The following is a 16,897-nucleotide window of genomic DNA, read 5'->3' on the forward strand; positions in this document are numbered from 1 at the left end:
CGCTTGTCATTCCTGAGGAATACCGTTAGAGGACGTCCCTTGATCCTCCCCTTCGTCTTAAATGGAGTGCTCCATGGCCCGCGTAACGGTCGAAGACTGCGTCGATAAAGTCCCGAATCGCTTTGAGCTGGTAATCTTGGCGGCGCATCGTGCTCGTGAGATTGCCGCTGGTGGCGCGCTGACGATTGATCGCGACAATGACAAGAATCCCGTCGTTGCGCTGCGTGAAATCGCCGAGGAAACGCAAGACGCGGGTGAACTGCGCGAGCGTCTCATCGAAAGCATGCGCACGCAGAACGAAGTCGACATGCCGGAAGAAGACGACATGGCGCTGCGGATGGGGGCGGCTCCGGATCGTCCGGCGCTGGACGACATGAGCGAAGAGCAGATGCTCCGTCAGCTTGTTGCCGCGCAAAGCGACCAGAATTGATGATGACTCGGGCAGGATCGCAAAGTGATCACGCCCGATGACCTCGTTGCGCTCGTTCGCAACTATAACCCGAATTGCGATGAAGCCCTCATCCGCCGCGCCTGGGACTATGGCGAGGCGATGCACAAGGGGCAATTTCGTCATTCCGGCGAGCCCTATTTCACCCACCCGGTCGCGGTCGCCTCGCTGCTGACCGAGATGCGGCTGGATGACGCGACGCTCGTCACCGCGCTGCTGCATGACACGATCGAAGACACCAAATCGACCTATGCCGAGGTCGAAACGCTGTTTGGCCACGAGATCGCCGAACTGGTGGATGGCGTCACGAAGCTGACCAATCTGCAATTGTCCTCGACCGAAGCCAAACAGGCCGAGAATTTCCGCAAACTGCTGATTGCCATGTCGCGCGACTTGCGGGTGATCCTGGTCAAGCTGGCCGACCGTCTGCACAACATGCGCACCATCAAATCCATGCGCGCCGACAAGCAGATGCAAAAGGCCCGCGAAACGATGGATATCTACGCACCGCTGGCCGGGCGCATGGGTATGCAATGGATGCGCGAGGAACTGGAGGATCTGGCCTTTCGGGTGATCAACCCCGAGGCGCGCAATTCGATCCTGCGCCGGTTCATCACGCTGCAACGCGAAGCAGGCGATGTCATCGCCCGCATCACCGCCGACATTCGGCTGGAGATGGACAAGGCCGGCCTGGATGGCACGGTCTATGGTCGCGCGAAAAAGCCCTATTCGATCTGGCGCAAGATGCAGGAAAAGAACCTCGCCTTCTCGCGCCTCTCGGACATCTACGGATTCCGCATCATCGTTGATGATGTGTCGCAATGTTATCAGGTTCTTGGGCTGATACATCAACGCTGGCGCGCGGTGCCGGGGCGGTTCAAGGATTACATCAGCCAACCCAAGAACAACGGCTACCGCTCGATTCACACCACCGTTTCGGGGCGTGACGGCAAGCGGGTCGAGGTGCAGATCCGCACGCGTCAGATGCACGAGGTCGCCGAGGCTGGCGTCGCGGCGCATTGGGCCTATCGCGACGGGACATTGTCGGAAAACCCCTTTGCCGTGGACCCGGCCAAATGGGTTGCGACCTTGACCGAGCGTCTCGACAGCGCCGAAGATCACGACGAATTCCTCGAAAACGTCAAGCTCGAGATGTATTCGGATCAGGTGTTCTGCTTTACGCCCAAGGGCGACGTGATCCAGCTTCCGCGCGGGGCGACGCCGCTGGATTTCGCCTTTGCGATCCACACGCGGATCGGCAACTCGACGGTTTCGGCCAAGATCGACGGTCTGCGCGTGCCGCTGTGGACGCGGCTGCGCAATGGTCAATCGGTCGAGATCATCACCGCGCAGGGCCAGCGTCCGCAAAACAGCTGGATCGAATTGGTCCATACCGGGCGCGCCAAGGCCGCCATCCGGCGCAGTCTGCGCGAGGATGATCGGGACCGCTATATCCGTCTTGGCCGGGAACTGGCCCGCGTCGCCTTCGAGAAAGTCGGCCGCAAGGTGACCGACAAGGCGCTGGCGGCAGCGGCGCAGTCCATGGCGCTCAAGGGTGTGGACAACCTGTTGGCACGGATTGGCGCGGCGGAAATCAGCGCCCGGGCCGTTGTCGAGCAATTGTATCCCGACCTTGCGACCCTGCACGCCGAGGAAATCAGCAGCACGCGCCCGGTGATCGGTCTGGCCCCGGGGCAAGAGTTCCGCCGTGCCAATTGCTGCCAGCCCGTGCCCGGCGAACGTATGGTCGGGATCTCGTATCGCGGCAAAGGGATTGTCGCGCATGCCATTGATTGCGATGTTTTGGCGTCTCTCGAATCGCAACCCGAACGGTGGATCGACTTGCAGTGGCAAGAGGGCAAACACCCGCCGATTCACACGGTTTCGCTCGAGTTGACCATCAGCAACAGTTCCGGCGTCCTCGGCCGCGTCTGCACATTGATCGGCGATCACAAGGCCAATATCTCTGATCTTCGGTTTTTGGACCGAAAGCCTGATTATTTCCGCATTCTTGTCGAGATTGACGTGTCAGATGTGCGTCACCTGCATCAAATTCTGACGATCCTGTCTGCAGAAAGTGATATCGCTCAAGTCATCCGAGTTCGTGACCCGAACCGCCAACCCTGAAAGCGGACCAAGCGCGTGATATTCAAGCGCAGAAACCCAAAGCCTCTGCTTCGTACCGTTGGCGAATTTTTCTGGCCACGCGGCGGCTGGCGTCGTGCCACGACCTATGTGTTGCATCGCATGCGCCGGTTGCCCGACACGCCGGAACGAATCGCCCTCGGGATCGCGGTGGGCAGTTTTGTGTCGTTTCTGCCGCTCTATGGCCTGCATTTTGCGTCAGCCGCGCTGCTGGCCTGGATCTTTCGCGGGAATATCCTGGCCGCTCTTCTGGGCACGTTTTACGGCAATCCCATCACGTTTCCGTTCATGGCCGTTTCCGCGCTGGAGTTGGGCCATTGGCTGCTGGGGTCGGGGCAGCGGATCTCTTTTTCCGCAGCCATGCTGGCCATCGGCCATGCCAGCGGTGAAATCACGCATAACCTGATGGCCATCGTCACCACCGACACGGCGCATTGGTACTTGCTGGCGGATTTCTTCTGGCAGATTTTCCTGCCTTATATGATCGGCGGGACAATCATCGGCTTGCCTTCTGCTTTGGCGATCTATTTCCTACACTTACCCTTGGTGCGGGCCTATCAACGTGGTCGCACGAAACGGTTGAAACAACGCTTTGAGGCGGCGCGTCGGCGTCAACTCAGTCAGGAAGCCGGAGACGAGACATGACCATTCGACCGATCCGATTGGGCGTTAACATCGATCACGTTGCAACGCTGCGAAATGCGCGCGGCTCTGCCTATCCAGATCCGGTGCGCGCCGCCTTGGTCGCGCAAGACTCCGGCGCCGACGGCATCACGGCGCATCTGCGCGAGGATCGCCGCCATATCATCGACTCGGACATTGACAGACTCATGGCCGCCATTGCCGTGCCGCTGAATTTTGAAATGGCGGCGACAACCGAAATGCAGGCGATCGCCCTGCGTCATCGCCCGCATGCGGTGTGTCTGGTGCCCGAAAAGCGCGAGGAACGCACCACCGAGGGCGGTCTGGATGTGGCGTCAGACTGCAATCGGCTGGCAGACTTTGTCGCCTCGCTCTCCGCGGCGGGCAGCCGTGTGTCGTTGTTTATCGGCCATGATCCGCGCCAGATCGACGCCGCCGTGCGTGTCGGCGCCCCGGTGGTCGAATTGCATACCGGGCAGTATTGCGACCTCGTCGCCGAGGGAAAAGCCGAAAAGGCCGCGCTGGAACTGGCAGCCCTGATGCAGGGCGCACGTTTGGCGCATTCCGCGGGGCTCGAAGTTCACGCGGGTCATGGTCTGAGTTTTTCCACGGTCAGTCCCTTTGCGGCGATGCAAGAGATCGCCGAACTCAACATCGGGCATTTTCTGGTCTCCGAGGCGGTGTTCATGGGGCTTGGCCCGGCGATTGCCGAAATGCGCCGCCTGATGGACGCGGCGCGCATTTAGGCCGCCACCGCAAGGCCGCGACCCGGTAGGCGCGCGGATCACAGCCGCGTGCAGCCCATTGCCCGAAAGGCGCAACTGCGGGATGATACCCGGGATCATTGGTGCAGATATCGAGGGCAAAGATGCGTATTTCCACACTGACCCAAGCCTGCGTTCTGGCCGCAGGGTTTCCCGGGCTCGCGATCGCGCAAGCCATCACCGACTGCGAATGGATCGGCAACCCCGCCAATATCGTGGAGCCATGGGATGTCAACTCCCGAACCTTTGCGAATGGCAATATCCGCGTGGCCTGGTTGGATACAGGCGGCGAACCCGTGTGCTGCTCATCGCATCTGCTGATCCTGTCGCCTTCGGGCAATGGCGCTGACGAGCCGATCTACCGCCAGTGCCGCGTGGCCTCGGCGCAGCCGGGGCAGGGATTTTATGCGGTGGATGTACCGGGCATCAGCGCCAGCTACGACCCCAACAAGGGGTTGCTCTTGTCGGTGCCGATCTCGCACTGGCATCAGGGAATGGAGAATGGCGCAGGGCCGATCCCGGACCGGATGGAGATACGCATCAATCAGGCCAATGGTGCGGTGGTGTTCGAATAAATGATCTTGGGTATCGGCACCGACCTCGCCAACATCGAGCGGATCGCGGGCACGCTGGAGCGGTTCGGTGATCGGTTTCGCAACCGCGTCTTCACCGAGACCGAACTGCGCAAGGCCGCACGACGCAAGGATGAAGCCGGAACCCTGGCCAAACGCTGGGCGGCCAAAGAGGCGTGCTCCAAAGCGTTGGGGACCGGATTGGCGATGGGCATTTCGTGGAAAGACATGGGTGTCCTCAATCGTCGCGGCGGGCAGCCGACAATGGTCCTGACGGGCTGGGCCGCCGATCGTCTGGCGGCAATGACCCCCGCCGGACACGAGGCTGTGGTCCATGTCAGCCTGACCGATGATCACCCCTGGGCGCAGGCGTTCGTTGTCATTGAGGCCCGGAGAAACGCGTCGTAGGGTGTGTGCTTGCACGCACCTTCCCTTGATATCGGAACCAAGGTGCGTGCAAGCACACACCCTACCCATCCTCTTCAAACAACGTCGCCTGGGTCGGGGCGCGCGGTGGGTTCAGCCCCAGATGGTGCCATGCCTGCGCGGTCAACATGCGGCCGCGGGGGGTGCGGGCGACGAGGCCTTGTTGCAGCAAGAACGGCTCTATCACCTCTTCGATCGCGTCGCGGCTTTCCGAGAGGGCTGCGGCGATGGTTTCGACGCCCACCGGGCCGCCGCCATAATGATCGGCCAGCAGTTTCAGATAGCGGCGGTCGGCGCTGTCGAGGCCGAGGTGATCGACGCCCAGCCGAGTCAGCGCGCTGTCGGCGAGCTGTTGTGAAACCGTGCCGTTTCCCTCGACCAGCGCGAAATCGACCACCCGGCGCAGGAGGCGGCCGGCAATGCGGGGGGTTCCGCGTGCGCGTCTTGCGATTTCGTGCACGCCGTCTTCGTGTGCTTCGATTCCCAGCAGGCGGGCGCCCCGGGCGACGATCTGGCACAGTTCGGCTTCGGTGTAGAATTGCAGCCGGGTGGGGATGCCGAAGCGATCACGCAGGGGGGTGGTCAGCAGGCCGAGCCGGGTGGTGGCGCCGACCAGGGTGAAGGGTTGCAGCTCGATCCGGACGGTGCGGGCGGCGGGGCCTTCGCCGATCACGAGGTCGAGCTGGAAGTCTTCGAGGGCCGGGTAGAGCACCTCTTCGACGACCGGGTTCAGGCGGTGGATCTCGTCGATGAACAGCACATCGCGGGCTTCGAGGTTGGTGAGGATCGCCGCGAGATCGCCGGCCTTGGCGAGGACCGGGCCGGAGGTCATGCGGAATCCGACCCCGAGTTCGCGGGCCATGATCTGCGCGAGCGTGGTCTTTCCCAGCCCGGGCGGGCCGTAAAACAGGGTGTGGTCCATCGCTTCGCCGCGCATTTTCGCGGACTGGATGAAAACCTTGAGATTGCCGCGGGCTTCCTGCTGGCCGATGAATTCATCGAGCATTTGCGGCCGCAGGGCGCGGTCGGTGTCTTCGGGCTGCGGATCGGGGCGAAGGGTTGGGTCTGGCGTGATCATGGGGTCAGAGTGATCCGGTGTGCGAGGCTTGGCAAGGGGAGATGTCCTGCGAAGTGTCCCCCCGTGGGACAGGGTGCGGGACAAGGAAAATCAAGGGCTTGGCTTGCAGGTTTAACCGCATGTTAACAAATCCCGCACCCGGTGATCAGCCCATCGGCTTGGGCGCGAGCCGCTTGAGCGCCGCGCGGATCAGGCCCGCTGTCTCGGTCTCGGTCTCGGTCTCGGCGGCCTGGGCGATGGCTTGCGCCGCATCCGAAGGGCTGTAGCCAAGGTTGGTCAAGGCCGACAACGCATCGGCCTGCGCCTGCTGGGCCTGGCGGCGGGCGGTGGTGCGGGGCGCTGGCTTGGCGGCTGACTTTGGCGCGGAGGCCGGCGCATCGGCCTCGATCACCGGATCATCGGACAAACGGTCATCCGGGTCGCCCAGATCCGGGGCCGAACCGCCCATTGCCATCACCGTGGGGGCTTTGTCCTTGAGCTCCAAGGTGACGCGCTGCGCCAGTTTCGGGCCGACGCCCGGCGCCTTGCGGATCGCGGCGGCGTCGCCAAGGGTCAGCGCGCGGGCCACGCCGTCTGGCCCCAAAGTGCCCAGAATCGCCATCGCCGCCTTGGCGCCGACCCCCTGAACCGAGGTCAGCAAGCGGTGCCATTCCTTCTCGGCGAGGGTCAGGAAGCCGAAAAGCTGCAACAGATCCTCGCGCACGACCAATTCGGTATAAAGCGCGCAGGCCTCACCGACACCGGGGAGCGCCCGCAAGGTGCGATCCGAGGCATAGACGATATAGCCCACGCCCCGCACATCAATCAGAACATGATCTGACGCGCGATAATCCACGCGCCCGGAAATCTTGCCAATCATCCCGCTGCCTTCACTGCTGCTTGCAACCGCCCCGAGGTTTGCATGTGAAACGCATGACAGATCGCGACGGCCAGAGCATCCGCCGAATCCGGGCTGTCGATGGGAACACCGGGGAGTTGCATCCGCACCATGTGATCGACCTGCACCTTGGCCGCCTTGCCGACCCCGACAACCGCCTTTTTCACCGCATTGGGCGCGTATTCCCCAACCGTCAGCCCGGCTTGTGCCGGGACCAACAGCGCCATCGCCCGCGCATGGCCCAGTTTCAGCGTGGCGACCGCGTCTTTGTTGACAAAGGTCTGTTCGACCGCCGCGCATTCCGGGCGATACTCACGCAGAACGGTGGCCAATTGCGTGTGAAGGCTCAACAGGCGGCTTGCCAGATCCTGCGTCGCGTCCGAGCGCAGCGTGCCGTTGGCGACATGGCGCAACCTGACGCCAAAGACATCAATGATGCCCCAACCCATGTTCCGCAACCCAGGGTCGATGCCCAATACCCGCATGTTGTCGCCCTGCCTGTGGTGTGCGCGTTGTTTTCGCTGTCACGGTTAACCCGGAATTGGTGTTTTTGGTAGCACGAAAAGTGAACATGCGCCAGTGGAAAGCAAAAAACGACGATTCGGCACAAGAAAGGGGTTTGCAGTGGGCGAGAATGACTTTAAAAGCGTCGTATTCGGTCTTCCCCCTGCCATAAGGGGTGATTTCGTGGAGCTATGTGTTCGACACATGGGTGCCATGCGCCGATTGTGGCTACTCGTCCCTGCTGGTTCGGCCTATGTGAGGCTCACAAGCACAAGGCTTGCGCAGTTTGGAACACAGAGGAGCCAGAGATGGCCTTTTTCGCTTATTCACGTCCAGTCGCCGATGGCGTGTTTGGCCGTACGTCGGTCTTTTCGTTTGGCGGCGTTTTCGCACGGATCGCAACCTGGAATGACCAGCGCGTAACCCGGAATGCTCTGATGAAGCTGTCGGACCGCGAATTGAATGACATCGGCTTGTGCCGCGGTGACATTTCGGCACTGGTCGAAACGCTGCGTTGAACCGCAGATGACCCCGCCCTGACGACGCCGCCCGGTTTGACCGAGGCGGCGTTTTGCATTCGGCCGGTTGCTGGCTCAGAGCGCGGCTCTGGCGGGGGGCAGATCCCGGCGTATGGCGGCGGCCAAAGTGGTGGTGATCGGGTCCGCGCCGGCAAACCAGTGATAGATCTGCGCGCTCAGGCCCGCCTCGGCGGCAAGCGGCGCGCCGAGCGGCTGGCCAGAATGGCTGAGGGCGGCGGCTTTGAGCACAAAGAAGAACGCCACCGCCCCGGCCACCGCCCCGAGGATCTGAAGCGGCCGTCGATGGCGCTTGGTTTCCTTGAGTTCGAGTTCCTCAACCTTGGCGTTGAGGAGAGTTTCCAATCGTCGCATATAGTCAGCGCTGGGCATCGGTTTGCCTCCTGCGATCACGGTTGAGGGTGATGCTGCGCGATAACTGGGGCAAAACTTAGGCGCGTTTGAGGACCAAGGTTGTCCAATCGCCGATCTCGTCGCGGGCGACCACGCTGAACCCCTGCGCGGTATAGGCCGCAAGCACATCGTCGGCCTGGGTGTTCAAAAGGCCCGACAGGATCGCCAGACCGCCGGGGGCGGCGAATTTGCCCATATCGGGGGCCAGCGAGATCAGCGGGCCTTTGAGGATATTGGCGAAGATCAGGTCGAAGGGCGCTTTGGCGCGAATCTCGGGGTGTTCAAAGCCCACCGCCTCGAGGCAGTCGATGCGGCCTTTGAGGTTGTTGGCGATGACATTGGCCTCGGCCACGTCAACCGCGACCTGGTCGATGTCGCTGGCCAGCATGGTTTCCGGCCAGAGTTTGGCAGCGGCCATGGCCAGCACGGCGGTGCCGCAGCCCACGTCAATCACGTTCCGGGCGCGAAAACCCTGGGTGGCGAGGGTGTCGAGCGCCCGCAGACAGCCCAGCGTGGTGCCGTGGTGGCCGGTGCCAAAGGCCATCGCGGCCTCGATCAGCAGGCCGATGCGGCCCTGGGGCACGGTGTCGGCGTCATGGCTGCCGTAGACGTAGAAGCGGCCCGCCTCGACGGGTTTCAGCTCACGCCGGACATGGGCGACCCAATCAATTTCCGGCAGTTCCGAGACGGCGAATTCGGCGGCACCAAAGGCGGCGGCCATCAGCGTCAGGCCGATGTCGTCGGGGGTTTCGGTGAAATAGGCGCCGACTTCCCACAGGCCCGAGCCATCCTCGAGTTCAAAGACGCCGACGCCGACCGGGGCGGGGTCGAGGTCTTCGAGCGCTTCGCCCAGGGCCTGGGCGCGGGTCTCGTCGGGCAGGGTGGTCAGGGCGGTGTAGGTGGGCATGGCGGCCTCCGAATGGGTTGAAACCGCCTAACGCGCGGCGGCTGCAAGGGCAAGGGTTTGCGCGTGTCAGCCGTTCAGGCCGGGGTCATCGAGCAGGGTGCCGGCCCGGCGCGATCCTCGACCTCGATCACCCACAGATCGGGGTCGCGGTTGCGCTCGCGGGTGATGCGGGCGTCGATGTCGGATTCGGGGCCCTCGGCCACTTGCACCCAGTCGCGGCGGTCGGCCATCGGGTCGAACAGGCGCTGGTGCAGGGTGGCGGTGCCGTTGAGGGGGGATTGTTTGACCAGCACCGCGCCGGCGGTGGCATCGCCGCGGGAGACGACAAAGGCCGGAATGTCATGCAGGCGCAGGCGGGTCAGATAGGCGTGGACCCAGAAATCGGCGGTGAGGCGTGGGGTCATGGTGAGGCCAAGGATTGAGGGGGAGAAGGGGGCGTTGCCCCCTCGGGCCTGCGGCCCTCACCCCCAGAGTATTTTGGGCAAGATGAAATCGCTCAGGTGTTGCCGTCTTTGAAGTTCAGGCCCATTTCATCGTAGCGTTCGCGGTCTTCGAGCCAGTTTTCGCGCACTTTGACCTGCAGGAACAGGTGCACCGGGCGGTCGAGGAAGGCGGCGATTTCGGCGCGGGCGGCCTGGCTGATGCTTTTGATCGTCTCGCCCTTGTTGCCCAGCACGATGCCTTTGTGGCCGTCGCGCATCACATAGATCATCTGGTCGATGCGCACCGAGCCGTCGGGGCGGTCGTCCCAATGCTCGGTCTCGACGGTGAGCTGATAGGGCAATTCCTGATGCAGGCGCAGGGTGAGTTTCTCGCGGGTCATCTCGGCGGCGATCATGCGCAGCGGCAGGTCGGCGATCTGATCCTCGGGGTAGAGCCAGGGGCCTTGCGGCAGGACCTCGCCCAGCCAGGATTTCAGCCGGTCGGTGCCGTGGCCGCGCTCGGCGGAAATGAGGAAGGTTTCGACGAAGGGATAGGCCTCGTTCATCTGCCGGGTGAGTTCCAGCAACACCTCGGCTTTGACACGGTCGATCTTGTTGATCGCCAGCGCGACCTTTTGCTTTGGCATCACGCGTTCGCGCAGCGTATCGAGGATCGTGCGCACGCCATCGGTGATGCCGCGATGCGCCTCGATCAAGAGGACGATCACCTCGGCATCGGCGGCTCCGCCCCAGGCGGCGGCGACCATCGCCCGATCCAGACGCCGGCGCGGGCGGAACAGGCCGGGGGTGTCGACAAAGACGATCTGCGCGTCGCCCTCGATGGCGATGCCGCGAATGCGGGTGCGCGTGGTCTGCACCTTATGCGTCACAATCGACACTTTGGCCCCGACCATGCGGTTCAAAAGGGTCGATTTGCCCGCGTTGGGCTCTCCGATGAGGGCGACGAAGCCCGCGCGTGTGGTCATGGATGGGTCCTTTGTGTTCGCTTGCGCCTTACACCATCTGCGGCGCCGGGGCCAGCGTGCTATGCGGGCGGGGCGCGGCGTTTGGAGCGGGTGAGCGCGAAAATGCCGCTGGCGACGATCAGCGCTGCCCCGGCCAGCATCATCGGGTCTGGCGTTTCGCCAAACACGACCACGGCAAGGATCAGCGCGAACACAAGGCGGGTGTAGCGAAACGGCGTGACGACCGACACGTCGCCGGTTCGCATCGCTGCGGTGAGGGCGGAATAGGCGGTGACGCCAAACAGCGATGCGGCCACGAGTTTGAGGGCCGCGCCGGGATCGGGCATGGCGAGGGGCGCGTCGGTGGCGAGTTGCACCAGAACCCCGGCCACGATCAGAACGCCGAAACCGAGCACACCAAGCTGCGCATTGGTGACGGCGGGAGGCGCGGCGCGGGTTGCCAGATCGCGCCCGGCAAACCCCACCATGCCGAGCACGGCAAAGATCGCGGTGGGCTGCAATCCTTCCGCGTCGGGGCGCAGCACCAGCAAGACCCCGACGAGACCAAGCGCGATGGCGCTCCAGCGTCGCCAGCCGACCTTTTCGCCGAACACCACCACCGCCCCCGCGACCACCACCAAGGGCGTCGCCTGGAGGATCGCCGACGTGCTGGAGAGGTCGGCAAAGGCCAGCGCAAGGCCAAAAAACAACCGCCCCAAGAGTTCAAAACCCGAGCGGATCATCAGGCCGCGGGTCATGCCGCCGACCGGCAGCGGGCTTTGGCCGCGCGACAGGGCGAGCCCCGCGAAGATCAGCGCGCCGCAGCCGCCAAAGATCAGCAGGCTGAGGCCAACCGGGATGCGCAGCGTGGCGGCCTTGAACAGCGCGTCTTCGCAGGCGAAGGCCGCCATTGCGCCGACCATGAAGGCGGCGCCGCGTTGATTGTCGGTGAGGGTCACGACGAGGGGGCGACGCGGCGGAGCAAAGCGCGGGCGGCGGCCTGTTCGGCAATGCGTTTGGAGCCCGCCTGCGCCGAGGCGTTTTGCCCATCGGCAAGGCTGACCTGGATGGTGAACATCGGCGCGTGGGGCGGACCCTCGCGCGCGATTTCGGTGTAGCTGGGGGGCGGATCGCCGCGGGCCTGCGACCATTCCTGCAGGGCGGTCTTGGGGTCGCGGGCGTCGTGGTCGACGTCGTCGATCAGCGCTTGCCAATGGTGCAGGATCACCGCGCGGGCGGCGTCGATCCCGCCGTCGAGGTATACGGCGGCGATCACCGCTTCCATGGCGTCGCCCAGCAGCGCCTCTTTGCGGCGGCCACCAGACAGCATTTCCGAGCGGCCAAGGCGCAAGACGACCCCGAGCTCGATCCGCCGAGCGACCTCGGCGCAGGTTTCCTTGCGGACCAAGGCATTGAACCGCGGGGCCAATTGACCTTCGGTCGCCTGGCGGTCGGCGGTGAACAGCGCGTCGGCGATCACCAGGCCCAGCACCCGGTCGCCCAGAAACTCCAGCCGTTGATTGTGGGGCCGCGAGGTGGAGCCGGCCGAGGCGTGGGTCAGGGCGCGGATCAGCAGGTCGGGGCGCGCGAAGTCATGGCCGAGGCGGGTGGCAAAACCCGCCATCTCGGTTGACAGGCGCAGGCTCTCCGACCGCCGCGCCATCAGTTGTGCAGCGAGTGGAAGAAACGGTCAGGGCGCCACGTCCAGAAGGCCAGCATCGAGCGGCCCGCCGAGGAAAAGATCACCCGGTCGGCGCGGCCGATCAGGTTCTCGAACGGCACGAAGCCGACGCCGCCCGCATTCTGGCCAAAGCGCGAATCGACCGAGTTGTCGCGGTTGTCGCCCATGAAGAAGTAATGCCCGGCGGGGACGGTGAACACCGGTGTGTTGTCGGCAAAACCGCCGTCCTCGATGTTGAGAACCGGGTAGCTGATACCATTGGGCAGCGTCTCGATGGCGCGGGATTTCAGGCAATCGCCGCCCTGGCCAACGGGTGCGTTTTCGCACCGTGGATACTGGCCGGCGCCGCCCTGACGGTCGTAGAGTTCCGAGAAGTCGGTGGTCGCCTGCTGTGGCACTTCGACGTCATTGATAAACAACACGCCGTCACGCACCTGAATGCGGTCGCCCGGCAAGCCGATCAAACGTTTGATATAATCCGAGCCGGACACGGGGTGACGGAAGACGACGATGTCGCCGCGCTCGGGTTCCGAGGCAAAAATGCGGCCCGAGAAGGGGCAAATGGCGAAGGGGCAGGAGTAGCGCGAATAGCCGTAGGCCATCTTGTTGACGAACAGGAAATCGCCGATCAGCAGCGTCTCTTTCATCGAGCCCGAGGGGATCCAGAACGGTTGGAAGAACAGGGTGCGGAACAGGCCCGCAATCACCAGCGCCCAGAACACGGTTTTCACCGTTTCCCACCAGCCATCCGACGTGCCCGTTGCGTTGCTCATGTCTGCTCCTAGATCTTGTCCGGCGACCCAGGGACAGGGTGCGTTGCGGCGTTTCATGCGGCGCGGGGCGGCGCGTGTCAAGGCGCAGCCCACCGGATTGCGGACCGATCAGACGCGATTGCCGCGCGGTTCAGGTCGAAAAAACGTCGGCCCATTCGGGGTGGCGGCGGCGCATGGCGTTGACGAAGGGGCAAAGGGGCATGATCTTGACACCCTCGGCGCGCGCGTCTTCCACCAGCCGTTTCACCAGCGCCAAGCCCGCGCCGGTGCCGCGAAAGGCATCCGGCACGCCGGTATGATCGGCGATGATCAGCGTCGGCGAGGTGATCGAATAGGTGAGTTCAGCCGCCACGCCATCGCGTTCCATGACGTAGCGGCCCTTGGTGGCCCCGTGTTCGCGGGTGATCACAAGATCAGTCAACGATGGTGGCCTCGGTGGCGGCGCGCAATTCGGCCTCGGTCACGCCATCGGCGCATTCGACGATGCGCAAGCCGCCCTCGACGACATCGAGCACGCCGAAGTTGGTGATGATGCGGTCCACCACGGCCTTGCCGGTCAGCGGCAGGGTGCATTCCTTGAGCACCTTGCTTTCGCCGTGCTTGTTGGCGTGGTCCATGACCACCACAACACGCTTGACACCGGCGACCAGATCCATCGCGCCGCCCATGCCCTTGACCAGCTTTTTCGGGATCATCCAGTTCGCCAGATCGCCGTTTTCAGCCACTTCCATCGCACCCAGAATCGCCATCGCGATCTTGCCGCCGCGGATCATCGCGAACGAGGTCGCTGAGTCGAAAAACGCCGATTCCGGCAGCGCGGTGACGGTCTGCTTGCCGGCGTTGATCAGATCGGCGTCCACCGCGTCGTCAGTCGGGAAGGGGCCGATGCCCAGCATCCCGTTTTCCGATTGCAGCGTGACCTGCACGCCCTCGGGGATGTAATTCGCCACCAGCGTCGGAATACCGATGCCGAGGTTCACATACATGCCGTCTTTCAGTTCCTGCGCCGCACGGGCGGCCATTTGGTTGCGGTCCCAAGCCATAATCTAAGCCCTCCCTTATGCGTTACGCGTCGTGCGCTGTTCGATGCGCTTTTCGTGGTCGCCCTGAATCAAACGGTGCACATAGATGCCCGGCAGGTGGATGTGATCGGGGTCCAGCGAGCCGACCGGCACGATTTCCTCGACCTCCATGATGCAGATCTTGCCGCAGGTCGCGGCGGGCGGGTTGAAGTTGCGCGCCGTCTTGCGGAAGATCGCGTTGCCCGTCTCATCCGCTTTCCACGCCTTGACGATGGCCAGATCCATCACCAGACCGGTTTCCAGGATATAGGTCTCGCCGTTGAAATCCTTGTGATCCTTGCCCTCGGCAATGACCGTGCCGACGCCGGTCTTGGTGTAGAAACCGGGGATGCCGGCCCCCCCGGCGCGCATCCGCTCGGCCAAAGTGCCCTGCGGGTTGAATTCCAGTTCCAGTTCGCCGGACAGATACTGACGCATGAATTCGGCGTTCTCGCCAACATAGGACGAGATCATCTTCTTGATCTGCCGCGATTGCAGCAACACACCCAGACCGAAGTCATCAACGCCCGCGTTATTCGAGGCAACCGTCAGATCCTTGGTGCCGGCTTCGCGAATCGCCGCGATCAACAGCTCGGGAATGCCGCAAAGGCCGAATCCACCGGCGGCGATGGTCATACCGTCGAACAGGACGCCCTCGAGGGCGTCGGCTGCAGAGCTGTAAATTTTCTTCATGGTATCCCCCGAAATTGGCTTGCAGGGTTTGTGGCGTGGCATTCCGGTGAAGTCAATCGCTGCATGGCAACTCGCGTTTCAGGACCTCTTGCGCAGGCGATGCCTCGGACTATTGTGTCGCCCCATGACGTTCACCCGCAAAACCCTGTTTGGCCTCGTTGTAGCGCTGCTCTCTGCCTGCGCGCCACTCCACGGCGAACGGCCTCCCGCATTGCCAAGCGCCACGCCGCACCCGGTCGCGGGGACGCGCCATGCGATGAACACAATGGTGCTGACGCGGACGGGGCCGGCGAGGGGCAGGGGCTGTATTATTTTTCCGGTCGCGAGGCCGGGCGGATCTCGATCCGGTTCATGTCGCATGAACGCGCCTGGATCCGGTTGCGCGCGATTTGCGACGGGCGCGCGCGGTCACGGCCCTTCGCCGATCAGGTGACGACACCGGCGTGGGTTCCGGCAGGGCAGCCAGTGCGGTTTGAACTGGCACCGGGCGAACGCTATGAGACGTTGCTCGACCTCGATCCAAGCGTCACCGAATGCGAAATGACGGTGACACCGGGCCGGCCGCCCGCCCTATGTCATCCGCTTGGGCCGCGAGGAACTGCTGCGGCCCCGGATCGCGCAACTCGACGCGCCGCACGAAGGATGCACCGGCGCAGGGCTGGGCAGCGACCCTTTGGCGCGCGCGTTCTTGCAGGGCGGCGACTTGTCGATGAGCTGCGCGGTGCCGCTGGGGGCAACCCGATTGCTGCCGGACGGGCTGGACGCGCTGAACGCCAAGGTCGAGGCCCTGACCGGCAGCGCGGTGAGCCGCAGCGCGCTGCTGGCCGGCGACCCGATGATGCCGCTGGATTGGTCGAATGCGCCTGACCTGGATCTCATCTATCTCAACTATCTGAATATGAACGCGGATTTTTCCGGGTATCTGGTCGCGCGCATGTTGGCCTGGCATGCGGCGCGCGGGACGATTGTGCGGATACTGGTGTCGGATGTGATGCTGACCGATACCGACCGCAACCTGTTCGAGGGGCTGGCCGCGCAATATCCGACGGTGCAGATCCAGCCGTACCGGTTTCCCGCCTCGGCGGCCGAGGGCCTGGAGGGGCAATTGGGGCGGCTGCATCGGGTGACGCATGTCAAGCTTTTTGCCACGATTTCCCGTCAGGCCGGGCGCTCGCGGGTGATGATCGGGGGGCGCAATATCCACGAAGGGTATTTCTTTGAGGAGCCGCGCGATCTGTCGGCCTATGCCTTCTTGCATCACTATGACCCGTCGCAGACCCGGTTGACGGGCGGTTTCTCGACCTATGAAGATTTCGAGATCGAGCTGCGCAGTGACCCGGCGACGCACGCGATCGCCCGGCATATGGCGGCCCTGTGGCACCGGGATTTCGACACCCAAAGCCTGCGCCCCGCGGTGGAACCCCACGCAGGTTCGGCGCGCACCGAAGGCATGGTCCGGCACTTCATCTCGGTGCCGTTTGCCGATGGCCGGACACAGATTTCGTATTACGCGCAACTGATCGACGCCGCGCAACACAGCATTGAAATCGCGATTCCGTATCTGAACCTGCCGCCCGCCCTGGATGCGGCGCTGCATCGGGCGCGCTTGCGGGGCGTGCGCGTGGATGTGGTCACAACCGTGCGGGTGCGCGAGGCCACGGATTTCATGGTCTCGAACCTGAACCGCACCTTTGCGAATGATTTTGGCGATTGGGTCAGTTTCATCGATTATGACCCCGAACCCCGTCTGCTACATGCCAAACTGATCGTGATTGACGACCGGCTGACGATCATCGCCTCGACCAACCTGAACATGCGCAGTTTCGTGCATGATATGGAAAACGGGTTGCTGATCATGGATCGCGCCATCGCGCGGCAGGTGTCCGCGATCATTCAAGGATACATTGGCGCGGGAGATCGGATGTATCCCGGGCAGGAAATTCCTGGATACATCCGGTTTTTGCAACGGTTGGCGTTGATCATGCGGGCGTTCTGACCCGACCCGCGTGA

General features: G+C 63.5%; 19 protein-coding genes and 2 pseudogenes. 8 read left to right on the forward strand and 13 right to left on the reverse strand.

All coding sequences use genetic code 11. The features are described from left to right. Positions 1–73: 73 nt before the first annotated feature. The 6 genes from rpoZ (at position 74) to acpS (ending at position 4,979) form a co-directional block, all read left to right on the forward strand. Complete coding sequence (gene rpoZ / locus VDQ28_RS10265) at positions 74–430, forward strand: DNA-directed RNA polymerase subunit omega (RefSeq protein ID WP_323035852.1); 357 nt, start codon at positions 74–76, stop codon at positions 428–430. 24 nt (positions 431–454) lie between these two features. Beyond that, positions 455–2,575, forward strand: coding sequence for a bifunctional (p)ppGpp synthetase/guanosine-3',5'-bis(diphosphate) 3'-pyrophosphohydrolase (locus VDQ28_RS10270; protein ID WP_323035853.1), 2,121 nt, complete (start codon positions 455–457; stop codon positions 2,573–2,575). A gap of 15 nt (positions 2,576–2,590) precedes the next feature. Next, complete coding sequence (locus VDQ28_RS10275) at positions 2,591–3,238, forward strand: DUF2062 domain-containing protein (RefSeq protein ID WP_323035854.1); 648 nt, start codon at positions 2,591–2,593, stop codon at positions 3,236–3,238. Beyond that, complete coding sequence (locus VDQ28_RS10280) at positions 3,235–3,981, forward strand: pyridoxine 5'-phosphate synthase (protein ID WP_416349367.1); 747 nt, start codon at positions 3,235–3,237, stop codon at positions 3,979–3,981. Before VDQ28_RS10275 ends, VDQ28_RS10280 begins: the two co-directional genes overlap by 4 nt. A gap of 122 nt (positions 3,982–4,103) precedes the next feature. Beyond that, positions 4,104–4,574: a hypothetical protein gene (locus VDQ28_RS10285; RefSeq protein WP_323035855.1), complete on the forward strand. Its 471-nt coding sequence runs from the start codon at positions 4,104–4,106 to the stop codon at positions 4,572–4,574. After that, positions 4,575–4,979 (forward strand): holo-ACP synthase, encoded by a 405-nt coding sequence (acpS, locus tag VDQ28_RS10290; RefSeq protein WP_323035856.1) that lies wholly within the window; start codon positions 4,575–4,577, stop codon positions 4,977–4,979. A gap of 61 nt (positions 4,980–5,040) precedes the next feature. Here the strand turns inward: acpS and ruvB are convergent, their stop codons facing one another. From ruvB to ruvC, 3 genes are all read right to left on the reverse strand, one after another. Then, positions 5,041–6,075, reverse strand: a complete 1,035-nt coding sequence (ruvB, locus tag VDQ28_RS10295) for a Holliday junction branch migration DNA helicase RuvB (RefSeq protein ID WP_323035857.1) — start codon at positions 6,073–6,075, stop codon at positions 5,041–5,043. Positions 6,076–6,220: 145 nt separating this feature from the next. Then, positions 6,221–6,934, reverse strand: coding sequence for a Holliday junction branch migration protein RuvA (ruvA, locus tag VDQ28_RS10300; protein WP_323035858.1), 714 nt, complete (start codon positions 6,932–6,934; stop codon positions 6,221–6,223). Beyond that, positions 6,931–7,437, reverse strand: a complete 507-nt coding sequence (ruvC, locus tag VDQ28_RS10305; protein ID WP_323035859.1) for a crossover junction endodeoxyribonuclease RuvC — start codon at positions 7,435–7,437, stop codon at positions 6,931–6,933. Before ruvC ends, ruvA begins: the two co-directional genes overlap by 4 nt. A gap of 327 nt (positions 7,438–7,764) precedes the next feature. Between ruvC and VDQ28_RS10310 the strand changes: the two genes are divergently transcribed. Next, a complete protein-coding gene (locus VDQ28_RS10310) occupies positions 7,765–7,974 on the forward strand; it encodes a DUF1127 domain-containing protein (RefSeq protein ID WP_323035860.1) in 210 nt (69 codons plus the stop codon). Positions 7,975–8,049: 75 nt separating this feature from the next. Here the strand turns inward: VDQ28_RS10310 and VDQ28_RS10315 are convergent, their stop codons facing one another. From VDQ28_RS10315 to VDQ28_RS10360, 10 genes and pseudogenes are all read right to left on the reverse strand, one after another. After that, positions 8,050–8,364, reverse strand: coding sequence for a hypothetical protein (locus tag VDQ28_RS10315; protein WP_323035861.1), 315 nt, complete (start codon positions 8,362–8,364; stop codon positions 8,050–8,052). Positions 8,365–8,422: 58 nt separating this feature from the next. After that, a pseudogene (locus VDQ28_RS10320) lies at positions 8,423–9,295 on the reverse strand (50S ribosomal protein L11 methyltransferase); the annotation flags it as partial. A 63-nt stretch (positions 9,296–9,358) separates the two neighbouring features. Further along, positions 9,359–9,696: pseudogene (locus VDQ28_RS10325) on the reverse strand (DUF1491 family protein). A gap of 92 nt (positions 9,697–9,788) precedes the next feature. Next, positions 9,789–10,700: a GTPase Era gene (gene era, locus VDQ28_RS10330; RefSeq protein ID WP_323035862.1), complete on the reverse strand. Its 912-nt coding sequence runs from the start codon at positions 10,698–10,700 to the stop codon at positions 9,789–9,791. A 59-nt stretch (positions 10,701–10,759) separates the two neighbouring features. Further along, the gene (locus VDQ28_RS10335) at positions 10,760–11,590 is read right to left on the reverse strand and encodes a DMT family transporter (protein WP_323038104.1); all 831 of its coding nucleotides are present in this window, start codon (positions 11,588–11,590) and stop codon (positions 10,760–10,762) included. A 44-nt stretch (positions 11,591–11,634) separates the two neighbouring features. Next, positions 11,635–12,321, reverse strand: a complete 687-nt coding sequence (gene rnc / locus VDQ28_RS10340; protein WP_323038105.1) for a ribonuclease III — start codon at positions 12,319–12,321, stop codon at positions 11,635–11,637. A gap of 20 nt (positions 12,322–12,341) precedes the next feature. Further along, positions 12,342–13,133, reverse strand: coding sequence for a signal peptidase I (gene lepB / locus VDQ28_RS10345; RefSeq protein WP_323035863.1), 792 nt, complete (start codon positions 13,131–13,133; stop codon positions 12,342–12,344). Between the two features lie 130 nt (positions 13,134–13,263). Continuing rightward, on the reverse strand, positions 13,264–13,554 hold the full coding sequence (locus VDQ28_RS10350; protein WP_323035864.1) for a GNAT family N-acetyltransferase: 291 nt from the start codon (positions 13,552–13,554) through the stop codon (positions 13,264–13,266). Continuing rightward, positions 13,547–14,176, reverse strand: coding sequence for a 3-oxoacid CoA-transferase subunit B (locus VDQ28_RS10355; RefSeq protein WP_323035865.1), 630 nt, complete (start codon positions 14,174–14,176; stop codon positions 13,547–13,549). Before VDQ28_RS10355 ends, VDQ28_RS10350 begins: the two co-directional genes overlap by 8 nt. A gap of 15 nt (positions 14,177–14,191) precedes the next feature. Then, a complete protein-coding gene (locus VDQ28_RS10360) occupies positions 14,192–14,887 on the reverse strand; it encodes a CoA transferase subunit A (protein ID WP_323035866.1) in 696 nt (231 codons plus the stop codon). A 583-nt stretch (positions 14,888–15,470) separates the two neighbouring features. Here VDQ28_RS10360 and VDQ28_RS10365 point away from each other — a divergent pair. Beyond that, the gene (locus VDQ28_RS10365) at positions 15,471–16,883 is read left to right on the forward strand and encodes a phosphatidylserine/phosphatidylglycerophosphate/cardiolipin synthase family protein (RefSeq protein ID WP_323035867.1); all 1,413 of its coding nucleotides are present in this window, start codon (positions 15,471–15,473) and stop codon (positions 16,881–16,883) included. The last annotated feature ends 14 nt before the right edge of the window (positions 16,884–16,897 follow it).

This window comes from Pararhodobacter sp., from assembly GCF_034676545.1.
Taxonomy (GTDB): domain Bacteria; phylum Pseudomonadota; class Alphaproteobacteria; order Rhodobacterales; family Rhodobacteraceae; genus Pararhodobacter.

Bases quoted from the DNA above. Each gene is read 5' to 3' on its own strand.
- rpoZ (WP_323035852.1), top strand. From the start codon at position 74: ATGGCCCGCGTAACGGTCGAAGACTGCGTCGATAAAGTCCCGAATCGC.
- VDQ28_RS10280 (WP_416349367.1), top strand. From the start codon at position 3,235: ATGACCATTCGACCGATCCGATTGGGCGTTAACATCGATCACGTTGCA.
- VDQ28_RS10285 (WP_323035855.1), top strand. From the start codon at position 4,104: ATGCGTATTTCCACACTGACCCAAGCCTGCGTTCTGGCCGCAGGGTTT.
- acpS (WP_323035856.1), top strand. From the start codon at position 4,575: ATGATCTTGGGTATCGGCACCGACCTCGCCAACATCGAGCGGATCGCG.
- ruvB (WP_323035857.1), bottom strand. From the start codon at position 6,075: ATGATCACGCCAGACCCAACCCTTCGCCCCGATCCGCAGCCCGAAGAC.
- ruvA (WP_323035858.1), bottom strand. From the start codon at position 6,934: ATGATTGGCAAGATTTCCGGGCGCGTGGATTATCGCGCGTCAGATCAT.
- ruvC (WP_323035859.1), bottom strand. From the start codon at position 7,437: ATGCGGGTATTGGGCATCGACCCTGGGTTGCGGAACATGGGTTGGGGC.
- VDQ28_RS10310 (WP_323035860.1), top strand. From the start codon at position 7,765: ATGGCCTTTTTCGCTTATTCACGTCCAGTCGCCGATGGCGTGTTTGGC.
- VDQ28_RS10315 (WP_323035861.1), bottom strand. From the start codon at position 8,364: ATGCCCAGCGCTGACTATATGCGACGATTGGAAACTCTCCTCAACGCC.
- era (WP_323035862.1), bottom strand. From the start codon at position 10,700: ATGACCACACGCGCGGGCTTCGTCGCCCTCATCGGAGAGCCCAACGCG.
- VDQ28_RS10335 (WP_323038104.1), bottom strand. From the start codon at position 11,590: ATGGCGGCCTTCGCCTGCGAAGACGCGCTGTTCAAGGCCGCCACGCTG.
- lepB (WP_323035863.1), bottom strand. From the start codon at position 13,133: ATGAGCAACGCAACGGGCACGTCGGATGGCTGGTGGGAAACGGTGAAA.
- VDQ28_RS10355 (WP_323035865.1), bottom strand. From the start codon at position 14,176: ATGGCTTGGGACCGCAACCAAATGGCCGCCCGTGCGGCGCAGGAACTG.
- VDQ28_RS10360 (WP_323035866.1), bottom strand. From the start codon at position 14,887: ATGAAGAAAATTTACAGCTCTGCAGCCGACGCCCTCGAGGGCGTCCTG.